23 protein-coding genes and 1 tRNA gene are annotated in these 25,364 nt (G+C 73.2%); 8 read left to right on the top strand and 16 right to left on the bottom strand.

All coding sequences use genetic code 11. The features are described 5' to 3' along the window. Positions 1–14 precede the first annotated feature (14 nt). Both ACIRPH_RS04800 and ACIRPH_RS04795 read right to left on the bottom strand, forming a co-directional pair. The gene (locus ACIRPH_RS04800) at positions 15–662 is read right to left on the bottom strand and encodes a hypothetical protein (protein WP_402909211.1); all 648 of its coding nucleotides are present in this window, start codon (positions 660–662) and stop codon (positions 15–17) included. Positions 663–1,030: 368 nt separating this feature from the next. Continuing rightward, positions 1,031–3,064 (bottom strand): acyltransferase family protein, encoded by a 2,034-nt coding sequence (locus ACIRPH_RS04795; RefSeq protein WP_402909208.1) that lies wholly within the window; start codon positions 3,062–3,064, stop codon positions 1,031–1,033. A gap of 410 nt (positions 3,065–3,474) precedes the next feature. Here ACIRPH_RS04795 and ACIRPH_RS04790 point away from each other — a divergent pair, with 410 nt between their 5' ends. Continuing rightward, on the top strand, positions 3,475–4,482 hold the full coding sequence (locus tag ACIRPH_RS04790) for a hypothetical protein (RefSeq protein WP_402909206.1): 1,008 nt from the start codon (positions 3,475–3,477) through the stop codon (positions 4,480–4,482). A gap of 1,033 nt (positions 4,483–5,515) precedes the next feature. Here the strand turns inward: ACIRPH_RS04790 and ACIRPH_RS04785 are convergent. The 5 genes from ACIRPH_RS04785 to ACIRPH_RS04765 form a co-directional block, all read right to left on the bottom strand. Then, positions 5,516–6,241 carry a glycosyltransferase gene (locus ACIRPH_RS04785; RefSeq protein WP_402909204.1) on the bottom strand — a complete coding sequence of 242 codons (726 nt, stop codon included), beginning with the start codon at positions 6,239–6,241 and terminating at the stop codon, positions 5,516–5,518. Next, the gene (locus ACIRPH_RS04780; RefSeq protein ID WP_402909201.1) at positions 6,238–6,849 is read right to left on the bottom strand and encodes a class I SAM-dependent methyltransferase; all 612 of its coding nucleotides are present in this window, start codon (positions 6,847–6,849) and stop codon (positions 6,238–6,240) included. Before ACIRPH_RS04780 ends, ACIRPH_RS04785 begins: the two co-directional genes overlap by 4 nt. After that, positions 6,846–7,604 (bottom strand): PIG-L deacetylase family protein, encoded by a 759-nt coding sequence (locus ACIRPH_RS04775; RefSeq protein ID WP_402909198.1) that lies wholly within the window; start codon positions 7,602–7,604, stop codon positions 6,846–6,848. Before ACIRPH_RS04775 ends, ACIRPH_RS04780 begins: the two co-directional genes overlap by 4 nt. Next, positions 7,594–8,601 (bottom strand): acyl-CoA dehydrogenase, encoded by a 1,008-nt coding sequence (locus tag ACIRPH_RS04770; RefSeq protein WP_402909195.1) that lies wholly within the window; start codon positions 8,599–8,601, stop codon positions 7,594–7,596. Before ACIRPH_RS04770 ends, ACIRPH_RS04775 begins: the two co-directional genes overlap by 11 nt. A 143-nt stretch (positions 8,602–8,744) precedes the next feature. Continuing rightward, positions 8,745–8,963 (bottom strand): hypothetical protein, encoded by a 219-nt coding sequence (locus tag ACIRPH_RS04765; protein ID WP_402909192.1) that lies wholly within the window; start codon positions 8,961–8,963, stop codon positions 8,745–8,747. A 239-nt stretch (positions 8,964–9,202) separates the two neighbouring features. Between ACIRPH_RS04765 and ACIRPH_RS04760 the strand changes: the two genes are divergently transcribed. The 7 genes from ACIRPH_RS04760 to ACIRPH_RS04730 all read left to right on the top strand — a co-directional run bounded on the left by ACIRPH_RS04760 (position 9,203) and on the right by ACIRPH_RS04730 (position 16,103). Beyond that, positions 9,203–9,895, top strand: a complete 693-nt coding sequence (locus tag ACIRPH_RS04760; protein WP_402909189.1) for a GntR family transcriptional regulator — start codon at positions 9,203–9,205, stop codon at positions 9,893–9,895. A gap of 137 nt (positions 9,896–10,032) precedes the next feature. Next, positions 10,033–11,367, top strand: coding sequence for an MFS transporter (locus ACIRPH_RS04755; protein WP_402909187.1), 1,335 nt, complete (start codon positions 10,033–10,035; stop codon positions 11,365–11,367). Beyond that, a complete protein-coding gene (locus tag ACIRPH_RS04750) occupies positions 11,364–12,296 on the top strand; it encodes an ornithine cyclodeaminase family protein (RefSeq protein WP_402909184.1) in 933 nt (310 codons plus the stop codon). The genes ACIRPH_RS04755 and ACIRPH_RS04750 overlap by 4 nt, the downstream gene beginning before the upstream one ends. A 110-nt stretch (positions 12,297–12,406) precedes the next feature. Beyond that, positions 12,407–12,733: a hypothetical protein gene (locus tag ACIRPH_RS04745; RefSeq protein ID WP_402909181.1), complete on the top strand. Its 327-nt coding sequence runs from the start codon at positions 12,407–12,409 to the stop codon at positions 12,731–12,733. 251 nt (positions 12,734–12,984) lie between these two features. Further along, on the top strand, positions 12,985–13,956 hold the full coding sequence (locus ACIRPH_RS04740) for a hypothetical protein (RefSeq protein WP_402909179.1): 972 nt from the start codon (positions 12,985–12,987) through the stop codon (positions 13,954–13,956). A gap of 63 nt (positions 13,957–14,019) precedes the next feature. Beyond that, entirely contained in the window at positions 14,020–14,289 is a 270-nt protein-coding gene (locus tag ACIRPH_RS04735; RefSeq protein WP_402909176.1) for a hypothetical protein, read from the top strand. A 641-nt stretch (positions 14,290–14,930) separates the two neighbouring features. Beyond that, positions 14,931–16,103, top strand: a complete 1,173-nt coding sequence (locus ACIRPH_RS04730; RefSeq protein ID WP_402909173.1) for a DNRLRE domain-containing protein — start codon at positions 14,931–14,933, stop codon at positions 16,101–16,103. 422 nt (positions 16,104–16,525) lie between these two features. Here the strand turns inward: ACIRPH_RS04730 and ACIRPH_RS04725 are convergent, their stop codons facing one another. The 9 genes from ACIRPH_RS04725 to ACIRPH_RS04685 form a co-directional block, all read right to left on the bottom strand. After that, complete coding sequence (locus ACIRPH_RS04725; protein ID WP_402909171.1) at positions 16,526–16,924, bottom strand: hypothetical protein; 399 nt, start codon at positions 16,922–16,924, stop codon at positions 16,526–16,528. Positions 16,925–17,252: 328 nt separating this feature from the next. Continuing rightward, positions 17,253–19,328, bottom strand: a complete 2,076-nt coding sequence (locus ACIRPH_RS04720; RefSeq protein WP_402909168.1) for a hypothetical protein — start codon at positions 19,326–19,328, stop codon at positions 17,253–17,255. Continuing rightward, positions 19,325–20,473: a purine phosphorylase gene (locus ACIRPH_RS04715; protein ID WP_402909165.1), complete on the bottom strand. Its 1,149-nt coding sequence runs from the start codon at positions 20,471–20,473 to the stop codon at positions 19,325–19,327. Before ACIRPH_RS04715 ends, ACIRPH_RS04720 begins: the two co-directional genes overlap by 4 nt. Further along, positions 20,470–21,201 (bottom strand): NUDIX hydrolase, encoded by a 732-nt coding sequence (locus ACIRPH_RS04710; RefSeq protein WP_402909162.1) that lies wholly within the window; start codon positions 21,199–21,201, stop codon positions 20,470–20,472. Before ACIRPH_RS04710 ends, ACIRPH_RS04715 begins: the two co-directional genes overlap by 4 nt. 222 nt (positions 21,202–21,423) lie before the next feature. Then, positions 21,424–21,669 carry a hypothetical protein gene (locus ACIRPH_RS04705; RefSeq protein WP_402909159.1) on the bottom strand — a complete coding sequence of 82 codons (246 nt, stop codon included), beginning with the start codon at positions 21,667–21,669 and terminating at the stop codon, positions 21,424–21,426. Between the two features lie 145 nt (positions 21,670–21,814). Next, a tRNA-His gene (locus ACIRPH_RS04700) sits at positions 21,815–21,890 on the bottom strand. 67 nt (positions 21,891–21,957) lie between these two features. After that, positions 21,958–22,608 (bottom strand): oligoribonuclease, encoded by a 651-nt coding sequence (gene orn / locus ACIRPH_RS04695; protein ID WP_402909157.1) that lies wholly within the window; start codon positions 22,606–22,608, stop codon positions 21,958–21,960. Positions 22,609–22,692: 84 nt separating this feature from the next. Continuing rightward, entirely contained in the window at positions 22,693–24,594 is a 1,902-nt protein-coding gene (locus tag ACIRPH_RS04690) for a DUF2510 domain-containing protein (RefSeq protein ID WP_402909155.1), read from the bottom strand. Between the two features lie 75 nt (positions 24,595–24,669). Next, entirely contained in the window at positions 24,670–25,317 is a 648-nt protein-coding gene (locus ACIRPH_RS04685; protein ID WP_402909152.1) for a hypothetical protein, read from the bottom strand. Positions 25,318–25,364 lie beyond the last annotated feature (47 nt).

Here is a 25,364-nt window from a genome sequence, read left to right as displayed (position 1 = left end):
CGGGCCCCGCCGGGTCAGCCGGAGGCGCGGATCATGGCGAGGGCCTCCTCGGCCCGCTCCACCCCCGCCCGGCCCGTCCCGCCGGTCTGTACGTCGAAACCTGTCTTCCGCCCGCCCGCCGGGTCCCGGCCGCGCACGTCGGGCAGGCCGGTCCCGGTGAGGTGGAACCCGCTCCGGGAGGGGGTCTGCGCCGGTCCGCGGGGAAGCCCCGCGGGCAGTGCGCCACCGGCGCCGACCTTGTGCTCCGGCTCCTCGGCCCCTCCGAGTCGGCGGTCCCCGTCCGCGCACACCACCCGCCCGCCGTCGCCCTCGCCCCGGACGACGGCGGCGTCGAAGGCGCCGCCGAGGCCGTGGACGAGGAGGCGGCGGACGTCGGGACCGGGGTCCGGGCTCCGTCGGTGCGGGGCGGCGGCGACCGGTCCGGATCCGTGCTCCCGGCCGTGGAACGCGTACGAGGCGTCCTGGCCCCTCTGCCCCGTGGCCGGGGACACCGCCTGGCCGGGGGAGGGGAGGGCGGCGTCACCGGCCTCCTCGCCGACGACGTCGCGGGCCGATCCGAAGCACACGGGGGAGGGGGTGGCGTCGCCGCCCGCGGCGTTCCCGGCGACGGCGACGCGCCCGGCGGCGACCTCCGCCGGTCCTTCGCCGTGGTGCGACCCCATCCGTTTCGCCTCTCGCCTCCGGAACGACCACGGCGCAGCGCCGTCACGGCGCGGCCGTTGTATTCCGCGATCATACTCGCGGAGGCCTTCGCCGACGGGGAGAACGCACGCGACACATTCCCGGGGTCGCGCATGTTCTCGGAGGGCATGTTCCGGCCTTCCACGTGCACTTTCGTGGTCCATCCGAAAACGCCCGATTATGCACTGAAGATATTCATATGGCGCTTCAGGGGTTCTGGATATGTGTTTTTCGGGGATCGGGACAATGGTGTGCGAAGGGCCGTGCGACGACGTTCGCGCGGTTCTCCCCGGGCCGGGGGGAGATCGGGGCCGGGGCGCACGGCGGACGGGTCGGGCGGGCGGCGCGCTCAGGACAGGGCGCGGTCCAGGCGGCTGCCCAGGTCGTGGGCGAGCAGCCGGATGTAGGTCTCCGTGATGTGCCCGGCGTCCCGGTAGATCATCACGTTGCCGATCACCGCGGGGCACGCGCCGTCGACGCAGAACCGGTCGCTCAGGTCGAGCAGGTGCGCCTCGTCCCCCAGCGCGAGGACGGCCTCCTCCTGCGGGTCGGCGTGCTCGAACGCCTCGCTCTCGGTCACCTCGCAGCGCTCCGGCTGGTCGAGGTTGGCCGACACGCACTCCACCACGTCCCTCTGGTGGCGGGGCGTGTCCCGGATCGCGACGATCGGGCCCGAGACCTCGGCCACGTCCCGCCACAGGCGGTGCATGCCCTCGGCGATCGCGGGCTTGCCCTCCTCGATCGTCTCCGTGCCGAAGGGGCGACTGGTCGTGGAGGAGCTGGTGAAGACCAGGTCCGGGGCCAGCTCCGCGAACTCCTCCACCACCCCCCGGTTCCACTCCTGGCACTCCTCGTAGGCGCCGCCCTCGGCGTCCGCGGTCATCGTGTCCGTGAACGCGCAGGACGACTTCGTGTAGAGGAACAGCCGCCAGTCCCTCTCCTCCGCCATCTCGTGGAGGGCGGGGAACCACTGGGCGCTGTGGGAGTCCCCGACCACCGCCACCGTCGTCCCGGCGTCCTCCGCCCCGTACACGCACTGGGCCGACGCGGGGTCGCTGTCCTCCTTGGACGCCTGGCAGTCGTCGTCGTACAGCAGGGGCAGGTCGTCCTCGGCCCTGACCGGGGAGGGGTACGTCCACTCCCCCTCGGAGTCGGCGGACCGGCCGATCGCGGCCGGGCCGGTGTGCACCGACGGGTCGAACGTCACCGACCCGGACCGGTCGACCTGCAGGTACGCGGCTCCGCCCACCGCCGCCACCGACACCATGCCCGCGGTGGCCACGGCCAGCGCGGACCGCCCGCTCCGGACCAGGCCCCGGTCGCGCACCGGGTCCTCCACCCACACCTTCGTCGCCCACGCCAGCAGCACGGACAGGCCCGCCACCACGACCGCGTCCAAGGGGCCCAGCCGGTCCCGGCCGGTGAGGACGAGCGCGAAGACGATCAGCGGCCAGTGCCACAGGTACAGGGAGTAGGACACGTCCCCCACCCACCGGGCCGGCGCCGTGCCCAGCAGGGCCGAAGCGGTCAGGCGGCCGGACCCCTGCTCGGCGGCGATCACCGCCGCGCCGCCCAGGACCGGCAGGGCCGCCGCCCAACCGGGGAAGGGGGTGGCGTCGTCGTAGGCGACGGCGGAGGCGACGACGGCGGCCAGGCCCAGCCAGCCCAGGGGGGCGCGCACCCTCTCCGGCAGGCTGCCGTGCGCCAGGCCCACGGCGAGCAGTCCGCCCACCGCGAGCTCCCAGGCGCGGGTCGTCGGCAGGAAGTACGCGGACGCCGGCTCCTGAGGGGTCAGCACCACCGAGCAGGCGAAGGACAGCACCAGCACCGACCCCAGGAGCACCGTGAGCGCGCGGGCGGTGGTCCGCCGGCGCCGCCGCGTGAGCGCCCACACCGCGAACAGCAGCGGCCACACCACGTAGAACTGCTCCTCCACCGACAGCGACCAGAAGTGCTGGACGGGGCTGGGCGGCGTGTCGGAGGCCAGGTAGTCCACCGCCTGCCGGGCCAGGTAGAGGTTCTCGACGTAGAACGCCGAGGCGGCCAGCTGCCAGGCGGTGTCGGTGAGCCTGGTGATCGGCAGCACGAAGAACGAGAGGACGCCCGTGCCCAGGAGCACGACCGTCGCGGCGGGGAGGAGCCTCCGGACGCGGCGCACGTAGAAGCCGCGGATCGACACGCGACCGTGCGCCGTCGCCTCGCGGTACAGCAGCGAGGTGATGAGGAAGCCGGAGATGACGAAGAAGACGTCGACGCCGACGTAGCCGCCCGGAAGCAGGGCGGGGTTCAGGTGGTAGACGAGGACCAGGAGGACGGCGACGGCACGCAGTCCCTGGACCTCGGGGCGGAACCGGCGTTCGGACCCGGGAGGTGTGGCAGGCATTCGGTGTGCTCCGCGAGCGGGTTCGGGGACGGGCGACCGGAAGGGCCGCGGAACTGGTGATCGCATTCTGTTATGTTCCGGCGACCTGTTTGGTGTTCCAAGGCAACACGAGGGGAGGTGTTCGCCCAACCTGGGCGGAGCGGACACCTTCCCGTGACCGGATGTTCCCCACACGGTCCCCGCGCTGGTGTGTTCCCGGCACGCGCGCTCCGGATCTCGGGCACACTGTCCTGTACGGACGCCGCCCCGCCGACGGCGCCGCGACCCCCCGTCGCGGCGTTCCCGGCCGCCGGGCCGCGTCCGCCCACCAGAGGGCACCGGTCGGGCACCGTCCGCCGCGGCCTCGCCGCGAGAGGAGGCGCACCGTCACCCCCGTCACCCGAGCACGCCTGATCGCCGCCGCCGCGGCGGTGGCACTCGTCCCCGCTCTGCTGTACCCGCTCATCGGCCCCTGGGCCCTGCTGTGGGCCCCGGTCGTCCTGCTGTGCCTGGCGGCCTACCTGTCGCGTGCGGGCGGAGCGGACGGGCGGTCCGGGACGTCCGACCCGCCCGAGCCGGAGGCGGGGCCCGGGGCCGAGGGGCCGGGCGGCGCGCGGGGCACCCGGATCCGCCCCGTGGCGCTTCCGAGCGCCGTCGCCGACCACGACCTGTACTTCTCGGCGACGGTCCACTGGCGCTGGTCCGGCCACGTGGACCTGGGCCTGCGCAACCCGGTCGCCCCGGCGGTCCTCGCCGTCGTCACGCGGGCGTCCGACCTGGTCAGCGCGACAGACCCCGCCCGCGAGGGCACGGCCGAGTGCGAACTGGCCGCCCTGCTCGCGGTGGAGAGGGCCGTCCTGGGCAGCGGGATCGTGGTGTGGGCGGAGGACGTGAGCCTGCGGCTGGCGGACGAGGACGCGGAGCGGCTGCGACGCCTGTCCGCGCTGCGCAAGGACGGTGCGCTGCGCGACGCGGTACGCGACGCCGAGGAGGAGTTGGAGGAGGCCGCCGCGGGGGTCCCCCCGACGCGTCCGGGCGTGTACCCGCTCGGGGAGGGCGACCTCCTGGACGCGCCGTTCGGCGAGGGGGGCGGAGTCCCCGACCCGGTCGGGGAGCCGGACGCGCACGCGCTCGGCGACGGGCCCCCGCAGTCGGCCGGACCGGGCAACGACGTGGACGAGGAGGGCTTCGAGAGCTACTGGTGGCCCGCCGAGACCGAGGGCCACGAGTCGGCCGAACGCGACGTCCAGGTCGCGATCATCCGGAGCCTGGTCGACGCGGTCGAGGACGAGGCCGCCCGGGCCGAGTTCGCGCGCGAGCAGGTGCGGGTCCTGGGGCTCGGCGGCTTCGACGACGTGGCGGTCCGCGTCCGCGAGGCGTTTCCCGGGCTCGACGGCGGCGCCGGGCGGCGCAACGGCTCCTTCGACGCGCCCCGCTGAGAGGGTTGCCCGCCGGGTGGCGGGCCCCGGGGGCCGGCGCGGCAGAAAATCCCCTGAGGGCGCGGCAACCGGACGCGGGGGCTCCGAACTGCGGTGATCCCGTCCGGGTCCCCGCCTCCGGCGGGTTTCGGGTGCGCCGCCGTACGAGCTTTCCTCAAAAAGAGCGCATCATTACCACATGTTGGGGTAGCAAGGCAGATGAGCATGAAAAAAGTATCTTTTTCGTGATTATTTCTCCCTTCCGTACCGCACGTTCCCTGTGAGGACGGCGAGGAGGAGCAAGGCGCCGCTCACGGAGTGCGGCCCGGCGTCCTCCGACCGGCGAGGGCCCGCGGGCCCCGCCGACGGTGGGAGCGCGGTCGGCGCACCGCGGGGGACCAGGACCGGCGACGGACCCGGTACCGAGCCCCCGGGTGAACGGCCACGGCGCCCTCCGGCGCCGCAGTGGGGCGACCGCGCCCGGGAGATCTGCGGTGACGACGCCGCCACGAACCGACCGAGACAGCGCGATCCCGCGCTGACGAGGAGGAGAACCGTGATGAGGAACCCCCTGAGGAAGGCCAGGAGTCTGACCGCCAAGTGGGCTCCGCCGGCGCGATGGCGGCCCGCCGCCCGCACACCCCTGGCGGGCGGACGCAATCCGCTGGCGCCGGGACGCAACCCGCTGGCCCGTGGACGCGGCCCCCTGGGGCGGCCCGGCCGCCCCGTGCGGACGCCCGGCCCCGGGAACCCGCTGCGGTTCCCGGCCGGCAGGACCCCTCCGCGCGGCCGTCGGCCCCGTAGGAGCCCCCTCGGCTGGCTCAGCGGCCTGGCCAGGAGCCGAAGGATTCGGTGATCACGGCGGTGACGCCGCACCGGATTCCCCGCGTTCGGGTGCCCGCCCGGCACACTGAGGCCGAACGCAGCGGGAAGGCACGGCCCCGCACGGTACCGACCGTGCGGGGCCGTCCCGCGTCCCGGGACCTCCCGACCGGGAGCCGACCCGCCACGGCCGCACCCGGGAGCCCCGCACCCTCCGCGGGGGCGCCCGGGCTCAGGCGCGGGGCAGGGTCGGCCCCGGGCGGACGCCGGCCCCCAGCGTGCGGGTCAGGTAGTCGCCGAAGCCCCCGCGGGCGCGCGGGTCCGGCCTGGCGGAGGTCGTCACGGCCGGGTCGAGGGGGCGGCGGACGCGGTAGCCCGCGGCCTCCAGAGCCGTCACCAGCGCGAGGTCCTCGGAGCAGGGCAGGGGCGGGAAGCCGCCGACGTCGCAGTAGGCCGACGCCCGGACGCCGAGGTTGGCCCCGTGGACGTGGGGGTGCGTCCCGCCCCTGTCGCGCGGGTACACCCGCTCGAAGCGCTGCCCGGCCCCCGGCCCCCTGGCGGACCAGTTCCGCACCGCCACGGTCCCGACGACGGCGTCGCAGTCACGGGCGTGACGGAGCTGCTCGGCGATCCAGTGCCGGGGCACGAGCGTGTCGGCGTCGGTGACGGCCAGCCAGACCGCGTCCAGGTCGGTGCGTCCCACCAGGCGGAGGGCGTGTACCGCGCCGGTCCGGCGGGCGGCGCCGACGTTCCGGTGGTCGGCGGGCACCACGTGCGCCCCCGCGGCCCGGGCGACCGCCGCGGTCCGGTCGGTGCAGGCGTCGGCGACCACCACCACGTGCCGTTCGCCGAGCGGGATGCCCGAGGCGTCCAGGGCCGCGCCGACCGACCCCAGGCAGTCACCGAGGAGCAGTTCCTCCTGGTGGGCCGGGACCACCACCGCGAGGCCGCGGATCACACCAGCCCCCCGGCCCGGGCGACGGACACCGGCCCCCCGGCGTCCGAGGACTGGTACAGGTCCAGGAGGAAGTCCTCCTCGACGTGCTCGACCACCCGCTGCAGCCCGGGGACGGCGGCCAGGGCCCGGTGCGCGTCGTCCCCGGAGCGCGCGTGCTCGGGCACGGGATGGCGCCAGTGCACGGCCAGGACGGTCCCGCCCGGGCCGAGGGACCCCCGGGTCCGGCCCAGGACCGAGGCCAGGTCCGCGTCGTCGAAGTAGTAGAGCAGTTCGGAGAGGACCACGAGGTCGAACGGGCCCTCGGGCCACTCCGCGGGGATCCGGGCGCGCTGTACGAGGACGTTCCCGGCGCCCGCCGACTCCTCGCGTGCCAGGGACGCCGCCTCGGCCGACCCCTCCCAGGCCAGGACCCGGTCGCAGCGCGACGCGAGGTCCCCGGTCAGCAGCCCGATCGCGCAGCCCGGCTCGAACGCGCGCCCGTAGCGCTCCCTCGTCAGGGCGGCCGTGCTCAGGGCGCGCTTGCGCCGCTCGTACCACCGGGACCGGAACCCCCAGGGGTCGTCGGAGGAGGAGTACATCGCGTCGAAGTAGGCTCCGTCGACCGTCACGTGAACACCACCTCGTGGTCGCGGGTGAAGTGGGCCAGCATCGAGGGCTCCAGGATCGCCCGGTCCGCCTCGCCCGGACCGATGGGGCCGACCTGCGTCGTGAAGGCGCGGAGCGCGGCGTCCTTCCGGCGCCGGACGTCCCGAGGCAGGTCCAGGCGGCTCGCCCGGCCCCAGGGGACGGACCCGTCGCCCGGCCGCCTCCAGTGCCAGGTCCAGACCGGGTAGGACAGGAAGCGGACCCCGAGCGAGCGGGCGGCGCGCAGGGAGGCGCGGCCCACCGCCTCGTGGTCAGGGTGCGGATCGCCCTCCCAGGGCGCCACGCACAGGTCCGCGCCGCCGCAGAGGTCCGCCAGCCGCCGGGCCAGCTCCCGCTCGTAGACGCCCACGCCGCCGTCGGGCAGCCCCAGGCGCTCGACCCCGGCCCCGGCCGCCCCGAGGGCCGCGAGCGCGTCCGCGCGCTCGGCCGCGCGCCGCGCCACGAGCCGGTCCTGCGTGAACACGGTGCTGCCCGGGTGCGAGGACTCCCCGTCGGTCACCGCCACGATCCGCAGGCGGACGCCTGCGGCGGCGAGCACGGCGAGCCCGCCGCCGAACCCGAGCGTCTCGTCGTCGGGGTGCGGCGCCACGACGACCGCCTCACGCACCCCTTCGAGGTCCAGGGCCGGAAGGCGGTCCAGGCCCCTCCACCGGACCCACGCCTCCTCCGGTGTGCCGGCGTCCTCCGCCGGACGCGCCGGCGCTCCCTCAGCGGTCATCCCCGTCTCCTCTCGTCCGCGCCGCGAGTGCCCCCAGCGCGGCCAGGTCCCGGTCGGCGTGGTGCTGGCGGACGTACACCGCGAGGTCGGACGCGGCCCGCGCGTAGGCGGGGTCGCCCGCGAGCGGTCCGGCGCCCAGCGCCTCCCCCGTCCGCCGGAGCACACCGGCGCAGACCTCGGCGACGACCGCGCGCACCCTCGCGGCGAGCACGGCGCCGCGGGCGGCGTCCAGGGGGCGGTCGTCGATCTCGCGGGCGGCGCGGCGCAGCACCGACTCCGCGGAGTACAGGTCCCGGTCCACGGCGCCGTACGCGCTGAGCACGTGCGGGCCGGCGCCCTCCCGCCCGGCACGGTCGGCCAGGGGGCGGGCCACGGCCAGGGCGCCCCCGTACCAGCAGGCGGCGACCCCGGCGCCGCCGTGGTGGAACCCCGGCCTGTCCAGGTAGTCGCCCGGGCCGCCGACCGGTTCGGCCGCCACGCCGTCGAAGCGGACGGTGAGCGTGTCGCTGGCCTCCATGCCCGCCGACGCCCACGTGCCCGCCAGCGGCTCCGCGCCCGCGGTCCCGGCCGCGAACAGGGCCCGTCGGCCGCCCCCAACCTCGGCGCCGACCAGGGCGTGGGTGCAGACGTGGGCCCCGGAGCAGAAGGGTTTGGTCCCGTACAGCCTCCAACGGCCGCCCGACGCGCGCGCCGTCAGGGCCGCGCCGGGGGGATGCGCGGCCCACACCCCCCACACGTCACCGGGTTCGGGTGCGGGTCCGTCCAGTTCGGCCAGGATCGCGACGGCGTCGGCGTGGCCCTCGGCCAGCCGGGCCAGGGCGAGGTCCTCACGGGCGAGGTCGCGCAGGCGCTCCCAGCGCGCCCATGTGGCGCCGCCTCCGGGGAGCGGCAGGTCCAGCCCGCCCGAGGCGGCCTCCGCCACCAGCCTGGCGGTGACGCGGTCCCCGTGCCGCTCCTCGTGCCCGCCTCCCGTCGTGTCCGGTCCGTTCCTGTCCACTGCCTCTGACGTTTCCACCAGGTCGTGCCCCTCCGGTGCCGTGTGGGCCGGGCCGCCGCGCCGGACGCGTCGAAGCCCGGCCGGGAACCCGGCCGGGCTTGCCGTCCGCGAAACCCGCGACGGGGCCCGCTCTGCGTGCGGCCCTACTTCTTGGCCTCCTCGAACCTGAGCGCCACCCCGAGCGCGAAAAAGGTCGGCGCCCACTCACCGACGAACAGGCCCTTGCGCTCGGCCGCGTCCTTGCCGGCGTCCTCCTTCTTCTTGGAGGCCAGCCACGTCAGAATGGTCAGGCCGATGGACGCGGCGCCCGCACAGTAGGCCATGTCGGAGGTGACGCCCAGTTCGGACAGCTTGCGGATCATGTCGTCTCCCTTGTGGTCGCGGACCTTGCTCGTGCCGCACTCGTGCCGCTGCCCGGGTCCTGGCCGGGACAAACCCAAGGGAGTGCGAGGAATGCCGGGGGAGACCGGGGCCGGCCGCGGGCCCGGAGCCGGGCGGAGCACCGCGGGGAAGGGCCCGCGACCCCCGCTCCGGCGGGCCCCGGCGGGGAGCGTGGCATCCTGGGAGCGACAGGAGCCCGCCCGAGGAGGAACCGCACCGCATGAGCATCGACGCGCGCCAGGCCCGGGCGACCCCCGTCCTCGGGTCGCTCGCCGAGCCCACGAGCCTCCGCGCCCGGGTGACCCAGGTGCTGCGCGAGGCCATGGTCGCCGGGGAGCTCGCACCCGACACCATCTACTCGGCCCCGGCGCTGGCCGAACGCCTCGGCGTCTCCGCCACCCCCGTCCGGGAGGCCATGATGGAGCTGACCCGGGAGGGCCTCGTCGAGACGATCCGGCACCGCGGGTACCGGGTGGTCGAACTCGGCGACGTCGCGCTCGACGAGATCATCGAGCTGCGGGCCCTCATCGAGGTCCCGACCGTCGGCCGCGTCGCCGGGACGGCCACCGCCGAGCAGGTCGCCCTGCTGCGCCCGCTCGCGGACCGGCTCACGGAGACCGCCGAGTCGGGGGAGCTGCGGGAGTTCGTCGCCGCGGACACGGCCTTCCACCTCCAGCTGCTCGCCATCGCGGGCAACGCCCGGATCGTCGAGGAGGTGCGGCGCCTGCGCGGCATGTCGCGCCTGTCGGCGCTGCGCCGCCTCCACCAGGAGGGGCGCCTCACCGCCACGGCCCGGGAGCACCACGCCCTGCTGGACCGTGTCGAGGACCGCGACGCCCCGGGCGCGGAGGCGCTCATGAGGCACCACCTCGGGCACGTGCGCGGGGTCTGGGCGGGGCTCCCGGAGGCCTGACGCGGCCTCCGCGGCGGGGGCGTTCCCGGAACCGACCAGGTCACGAGGGTTTGCCTAAGTGCAATGTGAAATTGTACGTTGCACTAGTCCCCTTCGTGAGGCCCACGTCACGTCGGCCCCCACCCCAGGAGTTGTGCGTGTCACCGCAACAGTCCACGGTCGGAAAACCGGCCACCAACCGCCGGGTGCTCATCGGCAGCCTCAGCGGCAGCACCATCGAGTGGTTCGACTTCTTCCTCTACGCGACAGCCGCCGCGCTGATCTTCGACAAGCAGTTCTTCCCCAACGACGACCCCCTGGTCTCGTTGATGCTGTCGTACCTGTCGCTGTCGCTGACCTTCTTCATCCGGCCGTTCGGCGGCATCGTCTTCTCCCACATCGGCGACCGCATCGGCCGCAAGAAGACCCTCGTCATCACCCTGTCGCTCATGGGCGGCGCCACCGTGGCGATCGGCCTGCTGCCCAACTACGACCAGGTCGGCGTCCTCGCCCCGGTCCTGCTGATCCTCTGCCGTGTGGTCCAGGGCCTGGCGATCGGCGGCGAGTGGGGCGGCGCCCTCCTCCTCGCCTACGAGTACGCGCCCGAGAACCGCCGGGGCTTCTTCGGCGCCGTGCCCCAGACCGGCATCACCATCGGCATGCTGATGTCCACGGTCGCCTTCGCGCTCGTGAGCCTCATGCCCGCGGCCGCGTTCGAGTCCTGGGGGTGGCGCATCCCGTTCGTCGCCAGCGTCGTCCTCGTCTTCGTCGGCCTGTGGATCCGCAAGGGCCTCGCCGAGACCCCGGCGTTCCGCGAGGCCAAGGAGAGCGGAGACGTCGCCGCACTGCCGATCATCGACACGCTCCGCGACCACTGGCGTTCCGTGCTCGTGGCCGTCGGCGCCAAGGTCGTCGAGACCGCGCCGTTCTACATCTTCGCGACGTTCGTCGTCAGCTACGCCACGGGCACGCTCGACATGGAGCGGTCCGTCGTCCTCAACGCCGTGAGCGCCGGGGCCCTCGTCAGCACCTTCGGCATCCTGCTCATGGGCAGGCTCTCCGACCGGCTCGGCCGCCCCGCCGTGTTCCTCGGGGGCGCGGTGCTCATCGCCGCCTTCGCTGCCCCCTTCTTCATGCTGCTCGACCTCCGGATGGACTGGGCCGTGTACGCGGCCGTCGTGATCAGCCTCGGCCTCGTGTGGCCCCCGGTCACCGCGACCCTCGGCACCCTGACCTCGGAGATCTTCACGACGCGCGTCCGCTACACCGGTGTGACCCTCGGCTACCAGGTCGGCGCGGCCCTCGCCGGCGGCACCGCGCCGCTCCTGGCGACCTGGCTGCTCGCCCGGTTCGACGGCGCCTGGTGGCCCATCGCCGCCTACCTGGTGGTCCTGGCGGCCATCTCGATCTGCGCGGTCTTGCTCTCCGGACGGATCGTGCGCAAGGAGTCCGCGGCGATCGCCGCCAGAGAGAACGACAAGGTGACCCTGTGAACCCCGCACCCGCCGGCCTGCCCCTCGTCGACGCGGAGGAGGTCCGCGCCCGGATCAGCCCCTCGCGAGCACGGGAACTGGTCGAGAAAGCGCTGCTCGACGGCTTCGACCCGGCCGAGGACCCGGCCCGCGCCCACGCCCCGGCCGGGGAGGGGCACCTGCTGCTCATGCCCTCGACGCTGGGGGAGTGGGTCGGCGTCAAGATCGCGTCCGTGTCCCCGGACAACCCCGGGCGGGGGCTGCCGCGGATCCAGGCCGTCTACATGCTCATGGACGCGCGGACGCTGACACCGCGCCTGCTCGTCGACGGCGTCGCCCTCACCTCCCTGCGCACACCGGCCACCTCCGCCGTGGCCGCCGACCGGCTCGCCGCGCCCGGGGCCTCCCGGCTCGTCGTGTTCGGCACCGGTCCGCAGGCCGTCTCGCACACCCTGGCGATGGCGGGGATCCGGGACCTCGCCGACGTCCGACTGGTCGGCCGCGACCCCGGCAGGGTCGCGTCCGCCCTCGCCGAGATCGCCGCGCACGGCATCACGGCGGAGGCGGGCGCCGCCGCCGACGTCGCGGACGCCGACATCGTCGTGTGCGCGACGTCCGCCGCCGAGCCCCTGTTCGACGGCTCCCTCGTCCGCGACGGCGCCTGCGTGGTCGCCATCGGGTCCCACGAACCGGACCGCCGCGAACTCGACGCGGCGCTGATGGGACGCTCCCGCGTCGTCGTCGAGGAGCGCGGCGCCGCACTGCGCGAGTGCGGCGACGTCGTGCTCGCGATCGACGAGGGGACGCTCGCCGCCGGGGACCTCGTCGGCCTCGCACCCCTCGTGCGCGGGGAGGCGCACCGCAGCACCGACCGCCCCAACGTGTTCAAGGGGTCGGGCATGTCCTGGCAGGACCTCGCCGTGGCGGTGGGCGTGGCCCCCGCCGGCTGAGCCGACGGCGCCGGGGGCGCGCACGCCGCCGCCCCCGGCCCCGGCCCGCGGGGCGGGCGGAGGACGGCCTGCCGGTGTGGCCTCCCGTGCCGCGGGGCAGGGTCCCCCACATGCGGGAACCGGAACGCACCGCCGACGGCCGCCACGTCGTGATCGGCGGCCGGCGGTGGCGGGCGAGCGACCCCGCCCTGCCGGACCGGGTGCGCGAGGACCTGGTCGGCCACCTGATGTCGGCCCGCAGGGACGTGGCGGCGGCGCTGCGCTCGCGGGATCCCGGGGCGGAGCGGCTGGCCCGGACCCGGGTGGCCTGGGCCAAGGAGGGCCTGGGCGAACGCGGGACCCCCTGGTGGGAGCTCACCGGTGACGAGCGCCGGAGCCGCTGGGAGGAGGCGCTGCGCCGTCTCGGCGGCCCGGGTCCGGCGGAGGAGCCGACCTGAGCCGCCCCGGGCGTGGGACGCACCGCCGGGGAGCACCGGGATGAGGCCGTAGGACACGCTCTGAACAGGGAGAACGGTTTCCCTGACGAGGGTCGCGGGTACAGGGGGCGGACACACCCGCGATCACCGGGCGGTGGCGAACAAGGCGTTCGGCGCGGGTGTTCGCGCCATGGACGACGGGCAGACCGCATCCCCGGGAGGGCGCAGGGACCGCCGGGTGTGCCCGAACCACGCAGAAGGGTGCCGACACGGTGAACCAGAGTTCCCAGGAGGCAGGCAAGGGCAAGGAGCGGACCACGCGTGCCGGCGGCAGGAGAACCGGGAAGGGCGACGCGCCGGACGAGGGGGGCGCGAAGCCCGGGACCGCGCGGGCGAAGCGGTCCGACGGTGCGGAGGAGGAGCTGGAGCCCCTCCGGGAGGACGTCGACCTGAACCCCGGCAGAGAGGAGACGGACGTGCTCCTCGACGTGCCGGTCCTGAAGGTCGACGAGATCGAGCTCGAGGTCGAGAACCTCCTGGCCTCCGTCTCGCTCCAGGCCGAGGTGCTGGACCTGCTCAAACTGAAGGTGGGGGCGGACGTCGAACTCGGCCGCGTCCACCTGAACATCAAGGGCGTCGAGGCCCAGGCCCTGCTCAAGGTACGGCTCGACAACGTCCGGGACATCATCACCAGGGTCCTCCAGACCATCGACACGAACCCGCAGATCCTCGAGCAGGTGACCCGGGGCGTGGGGAGCTCGCTCGAACAGGTCGCGGGCGGCGCGGGACAGGCCGTGGGAGCCCTGGGCCGGGGCGCCGGAGGAGCCGTGGAGGACGTGGGCCGGGGCGCCGGGAAGGCTGTGGAGGAGGTCGGCGCCGGTGCGGGGACCGCCGTCGAGGATGTCGGCGCGGGTGCCGGGAGCGCTGTGGAGGGCGTCGGCGCGGGAGCCGGGTCCGCGGCGAAGGATGTCGGCGCGGGTGCGGGGAAGGCGACGGAGGGCGTCGGCGCGGGTGCCGGGAGCGCAGCCAAGGATGTCGGCGCAGGAGCCGGGTCCGCGGCGAAGAGCACGGGGAAGGGCGCGGGGAACGCGGCCAAGGACGTGGGCAAGGGCGCGGGGTCCGCGGCGAAGAGCACGGGGAAGGGCACCGGGGGCGCCGCGAAGGGCGCGGGGTCCGCGGCGAAGAGTACGGGGAAGGGCGCCGGGGGCGCGGCCAAGGGCGCCGGCGGCAGGGCCCGGAAGTAGGGTCCGGGGGCCGCCCGGCCCACCGGTCGCGAATCCGCCCGGCGGCAGACGGGGGTGGAGACCATGGGTGAACGGAAACGTGCCGAGTACGACGTGGAGATCAGTGCCTCCGTGACCGCGGACGAACTGGTCTTCCACGAGGCCCCGGAGGTCGTGTCGCGGTCCCGGGGGGAGCCGAACCAGGAGGGGACCGTCGGCAGCGACCGCTCGGGGCTTCCCCGGCCCGTCCGGACCGGGGTGGTCTACGAGGACGTCCGTGCCGACTACCGGCTCGCCAGCCGTATCCGTCCGCCTGGGGAGCCGTCCGAGGACGACGACGCCGACGGGGAGTGAGCCCCGGGAGGCCGCTCCACCGGGCCCCCTGCGTCCGGGCGGGGCGGCAGAAGGAACGCCCGGCCATCGATGTCGGTGTGCCTGCCTTTTCCGGATTTCCGAAAACGGTCTGTGGATAAGGGAGTTTCTGTCGAAGGCGGATTGCCTTCGGCCGTGGGGTGTCGTCCGTCCGCCTCGGTCCGGGGCTCGGAGGCTGTGCCTCCCGACCCGTCGCCGCGCTGCTCGGGAATGTCGCCGGGGATTCGGAACGGATACGGACGCCCCTTTTTGCCGGGGGTGTCCGCCGGGTCATGGTGGAGCTGCGGGAGCCGCCGGGGCGCGGCAGCCCCTGCCGCGAGGCGCTGCAGTGGAGGGCATGCGTCCCGGCCCGGGGAGCGGCTGGTTTTCGGGCTGACGTGAAGCGCTGTTTGATGGTCGCCGCTTAAAGGTCGATCGTGAGTTCGAGTGCTTCTGTGCGGAGGCCGTTCAGGTGGCGCCCGTGTTTCCGGTGGTAGTAATTCTGGTTTTGGTCTGTGTTTATGCCGCTGGGGTTTGTGGTCCGCTGTGGGAATTTGATAACTTCCTGGTTGTCGGAGCGGGACTTCTCTGTCTCGCCCGTATTCTTTTTCGGTCATAGTCGGAATGTGTAGGCACCCCCCGTCATGCGTCGTTCCCTGCCCCGTGCGACGACGGCCTGTGCGACTCTCGCCCTGGTCCTCTCACTGCTGGCCGCTGCCCCGGTCGCGGCCGGCGATGAGGCCCCGACCGCGGGCGGACCGGGAGCCTCCGGGGAGCACGGCGCCCGGGAGGAGCTGATCGGCGCGCGGGGGAGCGCCGACCCGGCGGGCGGGGGCCCCGGGCCTACCGGCCCCGACGCCGACGGCTCCCCCGAACCGGCGCGCTCCGGCGGTGGCCGGACCGAGACCGGGAGTTCCGCGTGGACCTACGTCGACCTGGCCTTCCCCGACCGGTCCTACGGCGGCGCCGAGACCGCCAGCGTGGGCACGGGGCGCCTCGCCTGGGACCGCGTCTACACCCGCAGGGCCCTGTTCCGGTTCCCGGTCGCGCACGGCCCCGGCACCGCCGTCGACTCCGCGGTGCTCCGCACCCGGGTGGTGTGGTCCTACGACTGCGACAGCACCTCCTTCGCGCAGGTGCACCGGGTCGACCCCTTCCACGGCGGGACCACCTGGAACGACCAGCCCGCGGCCCGCGCCCTGCTCGACACCCGGAGCATCACGGGAGGGCAGGCCGCCTGCCCCGTGGACGGGGAGGTGGAGTTCGACGTCACCGAGGCCTACCGGTGGGCCGTGGACCACGGGGAATCCCACCTCCACCTCCGGCTCGGTGAACGCGACGAGTCCGGAACCGCGGCCTGGCTCCGCTTCGACGTCGGGAACGTCCCGCCGGCGCTGGTGGTCGACCACGGCACGCCGCGGTTCCCGGGCAAGGCCGTCGGCCCGGCCCGGCCCACGGGCGACCTCCCGCGCGTGGCCGCGGACACCGGGCCGACCGGGGACCGCGCCGCCGTCCACGACGAGAACTCCCCCGCCCCCGCACCGGACCGTTCCGCGGGAGGACCCGACCTCCCCGGAGGGACCGTCCCCGGGGTCGTGGGAAGCGATGCCGCCCGTGTCCCCGGACCCGGCGCCGCGGACCGGCTCCGGAGCGGGGGTGGGCGGGCCCGTTTCCGGCAGGGGGAACGGTCCGTGCGCCCGGCCGCTCCGCGCAGCCTCCGACCGCCGGGCGGGGGCACGTCCCCCCTGGCCCGGGGCCCTCCGGTCTGCCCGGTCGGAGACCGCTCCCCGGTCCACCGACCACGGAGAACCGGTTGACGGACGACGGCACCCGTCCCCCCGGTGCGGAATCCGGCTGGGCGGAGGCACGCACCGGCGGCAGCCCGAAGGGGTCGGGCAGGCCGCTCTCCGAGCACCGCGGCGGGCGGGGCACGGAAGCGGTCGGGGAACCGTCATCGCCGCACAGGCCACAAGACGCGGTGGCCGCCTGCGGTGAGGGCACGGTTGCCGGAGGAGAGGTGCTCGTCCCGAAACCGGACGCATCTACGGCAGGGCCCGGCAGGGGGCTCTGCCGCCGGAAGCCGCGGTGGTCCGGAACCGTCTGTGCGCGTGGGCACCGCACAGGGGGACTCCGGGCCGCCACCGGCATGCGCGGAGATCGGCCTGTTCCTCCGCACGGGGACCGGAGCGGTCGCCCCGGAGGGCGAGGAGCCGGGCGCGGTCGCCGTGCCCGCGGAGGGTCAGCCCACGCCGGCGAACAGCATGATGTTCGCCGCCGCATAGACCACGGCCGCCACCCCCAGGCCGAGGAGCATCACCCAGGCGGCGGGCCTCCCCCTGACCAGGCGCACGATCGACCAGACAGCGACGATCAGCCAGATCGCCCACGGCGAGAAGACCATCAGCGGGATGGCCGAGGCGACGGCGCCACCGCAGTCGCTCCCGCAGCTCGCGGTCGCCATGACCGAGAAGAGGCCCCATGCACTCGTTCCGAGGCACACCAGCGGAGCGAGGCAGATGAGGACGATCGTGACCGCCTTGTCGGCGGGCGACCCCTGGCGGCGCTGCGGCGCGGCACCCGACCGGGAACCGGGCCGAGGGGTGTTCGGGGGGATCCCGAAGGGGGGAGCTTGGGGCATGGGCGTCATCCTGCCACGTGTGGGGGCCGACGACCAGAGCGGCCGGCTCCCATCGTCGAACAGGGCGGACGCCGCTTCCCCACGGACAGCGGAGAGGCCCTGACCTCTGCGCTTGCGCGCTGGTCAGGGCCTCTCCGCTCTGGGGTGGGTGACGGGCCTTGACCGCTGGCGGGGGAGTTGTCTGACCTGCTGTGATGTGAGAAGTCGCAGGTCGTGGGGATGTGGGAGCTTGGTTGCGCCACGTTGTCCCATGTTCCGCCGGGCAGTGTGCACCCTCCGGGCGCACGTCCTCAACCTGCCGGTGCACCCCCACGGGTGCACCGGATACTCACGGGACGGGGGCCACCCGCCCCTGAAGCGGTTGGGTTGATCGCTCGCGTCGGGCCGTGCCGTTCCGTGCCGGCGAGGAGGCACCCACGTCCGAAGGAGCATCGGGCTCGGGACACTCGGACGCGAAAGCGGGCGGAGGATCCGTCGCGCGCTCGAACCACGGTTTGCCCTCGGCAGCCATGCCTTCGAGAATGCGCAGCGTGTGGGAGAACCCGGCGGCGTCGAGGTTGATATCCGATGCCTCGGTCTGCGGTTCCTCGTCCCCCTGGTCGTGAACGGGGGTGTCGGAGACCGGGATGCTCTTGGCCGGTCCGTTGGTCAGTGTGATGTTCAGGGTGTAGCGCCGTGCGCTCTTGATCTGTACCTGGACGGAGGAAAGCGCGTCGAAACGGTAGTTGTCCCGTTCGCTGCGGTGCCACTGTGCCCGCTCGAAGTTGAGTTTGGCTGTGGCCTCCCGCACTCCTTCGTTGGTGACCAGGAAGACCCTGATCTCGTACTTTGAGTGGCGCCAAGGGCCTCCCTTCACGCTGGCCGACTTACAGGGACGGTCCGGTGTCGGGAGGAAAGCATGGGTGGTGACCTCAGACCAGGCCAGGCGGTGGTGTTTCAGGGCTTCGTTGAGGATCAGGGTCTTATCCGCGTTCAACCAGGCTTCCATCTCCGTTTCCGTGGGCATCAGCGCTTCGAGCTTGCCCTTCCACCGCTCGTACTCGGCTTCCCGCGCGGTGAGGAGGACCTCCCGTTCCCAGTTCTCTTCCCTGTAACGACGGTGTTCACTGTGGATCCTCAACCACAGGGGAATCGCGAACCTGCCGGCGACGACGGCGAGGAGGACACAGCCCACGGTTGAGACCGGTGCCTCCTGGAACGCGATGCTGAGCGCCGTCATGGTCGCTGCCACAGAGAGCAGACACAGGACCACGCATCGGGCTTTGGCCGCCGTTCCCACTGCGTGGATTTCGCCAGGCTCCAGAGGCAGGCCCTGGGTCCAGCGCCGCCGAACATCACGCACCATGAACCGGATCAGCCAGTTCACTGCTCCGTTGCGAACACTGCTCTCCCGGTAGACACGGGCGACCTCATCACGCAGAGACCGGCGTACGCCGATGGTTTGGCTGAGCCACTCGTCCCTGGTTTCCGGTTCGGGGGCGTACTTGGCGAAGTAGTGGTCGAACGCGCGCTCCACATGATCCGCGAAACCGCGCTCGGGCGGACGCGTGTGCGAGCGTCGGTAACCGTACTCCTGTTCCTTGGCGAGCTTGCGCCGGTGCTTGTGATGCCAGAAGGTGATGTGCCAAACTGCGGCGGATCCGAAAACGAGCATCGCCAAGCAGGAAATCAGCGACGACAGGCTCCCCTGGGTCAAGGCGGACTTCATGATGACCGCGACAGGGAACAGGAACGTGCTCGCCAGGATCAGACCTCCGAAGATATCCCGGAGGGCGGTGGATTTCGGCTTGGGCCTCCTGGCCCTGGCCCTGGCGGGTACGGGCTCGAAGTAGGCCCAAGCCCGGTCGACCCGTTCATGGGCGCGTTGCTCCAGTTTGGCGCCCTCCCGGATCCGGTGCCACACACCCTGCTTCATACTTCCGGTGAGTACCAGACTGAGATGGCGCAGAATCAGGTCGCGCTGCACGCTGGGCAGAGCGTCCAGGCGGATCATCGTGTCCGCCGGGTCTCCACCGGAGCCGTCCACACAGGACAGGAGCGCGAAGACGATGTCCAGGCCCCGCCACCACTCGTTGCGTCCTACCGGTGTCCGCCGTGTTGACAGCTCTCCTAGGACCGCGCGGTCTTCCTTGGTGAGATCCCGGTAGGAGCGCTTACTGAGGATGGCCAGAGCCCGATGGAAATGGATCTCCGGACCGTCGAATCCGCGCGCGTAGGCTTGCTCCAGGTGCTCCCTCGCTTTGACCGGGACTCCGTCCGCGAGGTAACGGCACCCGACTTCGTAATCACGCTCAGGCGGGTCGTCGGGGCCCACTACGTAAATGACGGAGTCGTGCACATGGCCCGCCTGGACGCCGACGTAGGAACCGGACCCAGCCGTGTTCGCGGTATCAGGCCCGCTCATGAGAGCCCCTTCACCGCGGTGATCAGGGTCGCGACCTGCGCGGCCAGGGCCGCCAGGTCGCCGAGCAGCCCCCGCAGGCGCTTCAGGGCCAGGACCGAGGTTTTCCTGCTCTCAGGTGTTCCCTCCTCGATCCCCTTGCCGGCGATATCGATCTCGGCCGACGCCGCCTCGTGGGTGTCCTCGTCGATGCGTCCCGCCGAGCGCTCCCGTGCCAGCTTCTCCCTGAGGGCGGCGAGTTCGTCCGTGATCCCGGTCCCGCCGGACCCGGGCACGGCGAAGGACACGTGGAACTTGCTGTCGCGCACGTGGCCCGCTTGGACGCCGACACTCCCGTAGGCGGTGTTGGTGACGTTGCCTCCGTCACCGGAGTTGCCGTCCTTGCGCATGCCGGGGGACTCCTCTTGCTTGATGAGTTCTTCCGCGAGGTCCAGGGCGAAGGCCGCGGCGTTCGCGGCGGCGACCGGCTGCCATTCACGGTCCGTTTCGCCGGCCTTCGTGCCGTCGGCGCGGTCACTGATGCCGCGCACGATCGCCACCGGTGCGCCGCTCAGGTGACCGGCCTGGGCGACGCCCGCGCCCTCCATCTCGATGGCCAGCGCGTCGTTGTAGGTCTGCCTGATCCACTCGGCCTCGCGGGAGATACGCGAGTTCTGCACGATCTCTCCGGCGGCGATGGGACCCAGGTGGGCCTGGGGGCGCGGCCTCTCCGGCGGTGCGTGTCGGGACCATGTGCCGAGCCTGGCCAGGTGCGCGACCGTCTGGGCGATGCCGTGCGGTGACTCCCAAGCGCGGGGCCGGGCCTTGAGGCCGTCGTCCTCGCTGGTTCCGCCGTGGTAGGCGTACACGTGCGTCGCCACGACCACATCACCCAGGGGAGGCGTGTCCCACAGGGCTCCGGCCACGCCCACGAAGAGCACCGCGGCCGGTGAGAACTCCTGGACGGCCCGCTCGACCAGCACCGCCGACGACTGGTTGCCCTTGCCGGTGAGTCCGAGGACGACACGGCCGTAGCCGCCGGGCAGTGTTCCGATCTCGAACCGGGTACCCCGGGTGTGCAGGTGCGGTTCGGGGGAGAGGAGCCGCTCCCGCACGGCCTTGTACTCCAGGTTCAGGGCGGTCAGTACCACCACGAGGTCGTCGCTCATTCTTCGTCCTCACTCTGGGTCGGGGGTAGGGGGCGCATCATCGGCGGACGCAGTATCTGTTGGGGGCCGGTGCGGAAGAGGCGGGCGGGGCGTCCCTTGGTGATGCGGCGGTCCGGGACGACCGGGATCAGGAAGTCCGGTACCGCCTGGACCTTGCGGTAGAAGTTGCGCGGGTCCAGCTCGAACCCCCACACCGCCTCGTAGACCCGTTGCAGTTCGGCGATGGTGAAGCTCTCGTCGCAGAAGGCCGCAGCCAGCGAGGTGTGCTCGATTTTCGAGCGGGCTCTTTCCAGCCCGTCGTCGAGGATCTGCCGGTGGTCGAAGGCGAGTCGTCTGCGGCCTTGGGAGACCTCCTCGACGGCAAGCCAGGAGGCGGCCGAGGCGTCGGTACCGGCCTCGGGCTCGGGCAGGCCGGGGGCGATGGCGAGATAGGCGACGGAGACGATGCGTCCGCGCGGGTCCCGTCCGGGGGTTCCGTAGGCGCCCAACTGCTCCAGGTGGAGTTCGGTCGCGTCGAGGTTGGCTTCCTCACGTAGCTCTCGGCAGGCGGCGTCGAAGACGTCCTCGCCGGCATCGGCGATGAACCCGCCGGGCAGGGCCAGCTCACCTTTGTAGGGGTCGATGCCCCGTTCGATGAGGAGGACGTGGAGGGCTGAGGACCGCAGGGTCAGGATGACGAGGTCAACGGTCAGCAGCACGGAGGGTGGTTGCCATGTTTCGTTCTGCATACGCCGAGCCTAGCTTCCTGTCAGAACGACAGGAAGCATTTTCCAAGAATTGGTGCTCGTGGCTATTTGTTTTGTTGGTGTGTGTTGAGAAGCCTGTGGTTTTGGTGTTTCTGGTGGTCTTTAAGTGCTTTTTGGGGCGTTCTTGCTGTCGACTGGCCGGGGCCCGGTCCCTGTCGGCTGCGGAGGGCGTCCTCGGGTTCTGCCAACGGTGGACGCTTCGTGTCACCGGCTGATGGCGATGACCTCCAGCTTCGTGCCCGGGGTTCTGAGGACGCTGTCCGTGTGCAGCAGAGGGCCCTGGACGAAGAAGAGCGGGTCCACAGTCACCGGCTCCCCCTCCTTGAAGGGGGCCGGGAAGCACGATCGGTTCCTCGACCCCCGGCCGGCCGGATGGTCGAGGGCGAGTTCGTTGAGCTTCTCGGTGAACGTCTGCCGGGCCTCGGTGCCGCACCCGAGATCTCGACGCACCTCTTCACCTGGGCGAAGAGGTGGTTGAACGGGCCGGCGTCGGAGGGGCTTCCTCGCGCCGGGCACATTCCTGTCCCGGTGCACCCCCGGCAACGCAAAAGCCCCTGACCCTTGCGCTTCTGCGCTGGTCAGGGGCTTGAGCCTCTGGGGTGAGTGACGGGACTTGAACCCGCGACTTCTTGGACCACAACCAAGTGCTCTACCGGCTGAGCTACACCCACCACGTTCGCCTGGCCTCGCGGCCCTGCGTACGTATGAAATCTTAGCGGACTCCGGGGAGTGCTTCGATCAGTTTTCCGCCCCGGAGTCCCCGGAGGCCCCGTCGCGGGCCTTGAGTCCGTTGCCCCCGGCGATCACGTCGGCCGCGACGGCGCGTGCCTCGGCCGAGCTGGGGCCGGGCTCGGGCACGAACGCGGTGGCGCGGAAGTAGCGCAGCTCACGGATGCTCTCGGTGATGTCGGCGAGCGCCCGGTGCCCGCCGTTCTTGTCCGGGCTCGCGTAGTACACGCGCGGGTACCAGCGCCGCAGCAGTTCCTTGATGGAGGACACGTCCACCATCCGGTAGTGGAGGAACTCGTCGATGCGCTTCATGTCGCGGGCGAGGAAGGTGCGGTCCGTGGCGATCGAGTTGCCGCACAGCGGGGCCTTGCGGGGCTCGGTCACGTACCGGCGGATGTGCTCCAGGACCATGTCCTCGGCCTCGTGCAGGGTGACGCCCTTGTCCAGCACCTCCAGCAGGCCCGACTTGGTGTGCATGTCGCGGACGAAGTCGCCCATGGCGTCCAGTGCGGCCTGCGGCGGTCTGATCACGACGTCGACGCCCTCGTCGAGGACGTTGAGCTCACCGTCGGTGATCAGACAGGCCACCTCGATCAGCGCGTCGTTCTCGAAGTCGAGGCCCGTCATCTCGCAGTCGATCCACACCAAACTGTCATTCATACCGGTCAGCTTAGAGGTTGTGGGAAGTGCCGGGGATGACGAAGGGGCGGCCGGGCCCGTGGCCCGACCGCCCCCGGGGCCGGGTCAGTCCCAGACCAGGCCGCTGACGCCGAAGACGGCGTCCATCCAGTCGTAGACGCCCCAGAACTGGACGTAGGCCAGGCCGAGGACGACCACCAGGATCAGGAGGAAGAAGAAGCATCCGCAGCCGCATCCGCGTCCGCAGCCGCCCTTCTTCTTCCTCTGGGGCTGCGGAGGCACCTGCGGGGGCTGCTGCGGGTACAGGCCACCGCCGGGCTGTCGGCCCGGGCCCCGCTGCGGCTGCTGGTGGCCTCCGTGGGGGCCGCCCACCGGAGGCTGCCCCCCGGGCGCGCCGGCGACGGGGTATCCGGGCGGCGGGCCCTGCGGGGGGCGGTTCATGTGCTGCGGGGGCGGCATGGGGGGACCCTGGTGGGGGTGCCCGCCCATGTTCGGGTTGCCCCTCTGCTGCGGCGGGTACCCAGGCGGCGGGTAACCGCCCTGGTGGTGCGGCGGGGGGAAGCCGGGCTGGGGGCCCGACGGCGGGATCTGCGGGCCGGAGAGCTGGTGCGGCGGGAAACCGCCCGGGTACGGACCGGAGGGGGCACCCGGCGGGACGGTGTGCCCCTGCTGGGGGCCGGAGAAGGGCGGGGAGCCGGGGTGCTGCTGCCCGGGCGTCTGGGCCCCCGAGGGCTGGCGCCCCTGGACCTGCTGTCCGGGGGCCTGCTGCCCCGGCGGCTGCTGGCCGGGGGTGTATCCCTGGGCCTGCTGGTCCGGCGCCGGGGAGGGCCAGGGCTGCCCGGTCTGCGGTTCGCCGGGCACTGCCGCGGCGGCGCCCGGGGTCTGGCCGGGGGGCTGCGCCTGGGGGTTGCGGGCCTGCTCCTCGGCGCGGCGCGCCGCCTCCTCCCGGAGTTCGGCCTCCTTGCGGACGCGCTCCTCCTCGCGCTGCCTGGCGGCCTCCTCCTCGGCCTTGCGGCGCTGCTCCTTGCGCTCCTCGGACAGGTCCGCCCAGCCCTCCTTGAGGTTTCCCAGGAACTTGTTGAACTTGCCGCCCTTGCCCTCGGAGTCCTCGTTGTTCCCGGCGCCCGAGAACATCGGGTCGGAGGGGTCGAACACCGCGGTTCCGGAGGGCTCCGGGGCGGACGGTGGGAACACGGCGGTGCCGGGGGCGTCGGAGGAGGGGGTGAACACCGCCGTCTGCGGGGAGGGGCGGATGTCGTCGTCGGTGAGGTTGGCCGTGGGGATGTCGTCGTCGCCGAGGTCCGCGGTGGGCGTCTCGTCCTGGTCCCTGCCGGGGACGTCGCCGGGGCCCACGCGCATGGTCGCGCCGACGCCGCTCAGGTCGGCGGTCGGCTCCTCGTCCGCGTCGGGGCCGCGCACGTCGGCGGTGGGTGTCTCGTCATCGGAGGCCCCGTGGGCCCAGGAGGGGTTGATGCGCACGGTGCCGGGGTCGTCACCGATCGGCGCGGGGGCGGGGGACGGCGGGGCCGAGGCGCTCCGGGCCCACGACGGGTCGATGCGCACGGTGCCGGGGTCCTCGCCGATCGGCGCGGGGGTGGGGGACGCCGGGGCCGGGCCGGACGGGGAGGCGTCCTGGGCCCAGGAGGGGTTGATGCGCATGGTGCTGGGCTCGTCGTCCGCCGGGGCGGGCGGCCCGGAGGCGCCCTGGACCCACGACGGGTCGATCCGCATGGTGCTGGGCTCGTCCTCGACCGGCGCGGGGGCCGCCGAGCCGGAGCCCAGCCGGACGGTCCCGGCCTCCTCCTCGTCCGGGGCGGCGGAGTCCCCCCGGTCGGGAGTGCCCAGGAACGCGGTGGCGGCCTCCTCGTCGTCCTGGCCGTCGGCACCGCCCTGGAGTTCGCTCAGAGAACGGGTATGCCGCGTCCACTCGTCGCCGTTCCACCATCTGAGCGTCTGCGCGTCGCCTCGCGGGTCCGCGTACCAACCCGGCTCGATAGATCCACCCATGGCCGACAGACTAAGGGGTGGCGGAGCGGCGCTCGACCAGTGGTACCCGGTCCCACGTGCCCAGGGGTGCGCGGATCACGAGCCCGTCACTCCGGGTGTCCATGTCGTTTCCGAGGGTTGCGCGGCGGTGCCGGTTCCCGATGCCGGAAGATCGGGGCGGGCCCCCGCCGACAGCAGGGAGGCGGTGTCCAGCCTCCCCGGCCCCTTGGCGGACGAACCCGGGACCTGGTCGTGGCCGAAGTGGCCGCCCCGGGCCCACACGCGGGCCGCGACCTCGGCCTTGGCGGCCTCGGTCCCGGGCCGGCCGGCGGGCCACGCACGGCGTACCCCCCAGGAGTCCAGCCACAGCAGCAGCGGGGCCAGGCCGAGCATCGGCCCGTCCGTGAACGGGGTCTCCCGGAAGGCCACCACCGACACCACCAGGCACACCCGGCCCTCGTGCCCGTGGTCGAGGTGCTGCTCGTACAGGTCGGTGCCGCCCAGCTGCACACCGGCGCGCCTGGTCGCCGCCAGCGTCTGGACGGTCTCGCCGGTCAGCGGGTTCCAGACGAGGTGCGTGGCGCGGCCCTCGTCCACCAGTCGGCGCGCCTCCTCGTGCGCGGACCACGAACCGGGGTCGGAGCCGGTCACCGTCCACACGGCGCGCGGGGCCCCGGTCCCGGGGGGTGTTCGGGCGGCCCCGCCGTCGAGCCTCGCGGCACCGGGCATCCACGCCTTCGCCATGGCACTCCCAATCGGGTCGTCGTGTGGCCGGGCCCGACGCCGGACGG

Origin of the sequence: Nocardiopsis sp. NPDC101807 (genome assembly GCF_044766605.1) — a bacterium.
Classification (GTDB): Bacteria; Actinomycetota; Actinomycetes; order Streptosporangiales; family Streptosporangiaceae; genus Nocardiopsis; species Nocardiopsis tropica.
The sequence above is the reverse complement of the archived record's forward strand: the minus strand, read 5'-3'. Positions and strand labels throughout refer to the sequence as shown.

What these genes read in the sequence shown, in the direction of transcription:
- ACIRPH_RS04800 (WP_402909211.1), bottom strand. Translation starts at nt 662, where the DNA reads ATGGGGTCGCACCACGGCGAAGGACCGGCGGAGGTCGCCGCCGGGCGC.
- ACIRPH_RS04795 (WP_402909208.1), bottom strand. Translation starts at nt 3,064, where the DNA reads ATGCCTGCCACACCTCCCGGGTCCGAACGCCGGTTCCGCCCCGAGGTC.
- ACIRPH_RS04775 (WP_402909198.1), bottom strand. Translation starts at nt 7,604, where the DNA reads ATGACCGCTGAGGGAGCGCCGGCGCGTCCGGCGGAGGACGCCGGCACA.
- ACIRPH_RS04765 (WP_402909192.1), bottom strand. Translation starts at nt 8,963, where the DNA reads ATGATCCGCAAGCTGTCCGAACTGGGCGTCACCTCCGACATGGCCTAC.
- ACIRPH_RS04760 (WP_402909189.1), top strand. Translation starts at nt 9,203, where the DNA reads ATGAGCATCGACGCGCGCCAGGCCCGGGCGACCCCCGTCCTCGGGTCG.
- ACIRPH_RS04745 (WP_402909181.1), top strand. Translation starts at nt 12,407, where the DNA reads ATGCGGGAACCGGAACGCACCGCCGACGGCCGCCACGTCGTGATCGGC.
- ACIRPH_RS04735 (WP_402909176.1), top strand. Translation starts at nt 14,020, where the DNA reads ATGGGTGAACGGAAACGTGCCGAGTACGACGTGGAGATCAGTGCCTCC.
- ACIRPH_RS04730 (WP_402909173.1), top strand. Translation starts at nt 14,931, where the DNA reads ATGCGTCGTTCCCTGCCCCGTGCGACGACGGCCTGTGCGACTCTCGCC.
- ACIRPH_RS04725 (WP_402909171.1), bottom strand. Translation starts at nt 16,924, where the DNA reads ATGCCCCAAGCTCCCCCCTTCGGGATCCCCCCGAACACCCCTCGGCCC.
- ACIRPH_RS04720 (WP_402909168.1), bottom strand. Translation starts at nt 19,328, where the DNA reads ATGAGCGGGCCTGATACCGCGAACACGGCTGGGTCCGGTTCCTACGTC.
- ACIRPH_RS04715 (WP_402909165.1), bottom strand. Translation starts at nt 20,473, where the DNA reads ATGAGCGACGACCTCGTGGTGGTACTGACCGCCCTGAACCTGGAGTAC.
- ACIRPH_RS04710 (WP_402909162.1), bottom strand. Translation starts at nt 21,201, where the DNA reads ATGCAGAACGAAACATGGCAACCACCCTCCGTGCTGCTGACCGTTGAC.
- orn (WP_402909157.1), bottom strand. Translation starts at nt 22,608, where the DNA reads ATGAATGACAGTTTGGTGTGGATCGACTGCGAGATGACGGGCCTCGAC.
- ACIRPH_RS04690 (WP_402909155.1), bottom strand. Translation starts at nt 24,594, where the DNA reads ATGGGTGGATCTATCGAGCCGGGTTGGTACGCGGACCCGCGAGGCGAC.
- ACIRPH_RS04685 (WP_402909152.1), bottom strand. Translation starts at nt 25,317, where the DNA reads ATGGCGAAGGCGTGGATGCCCGGTGCCGCGAGGCTCGACGGCGGGGCC.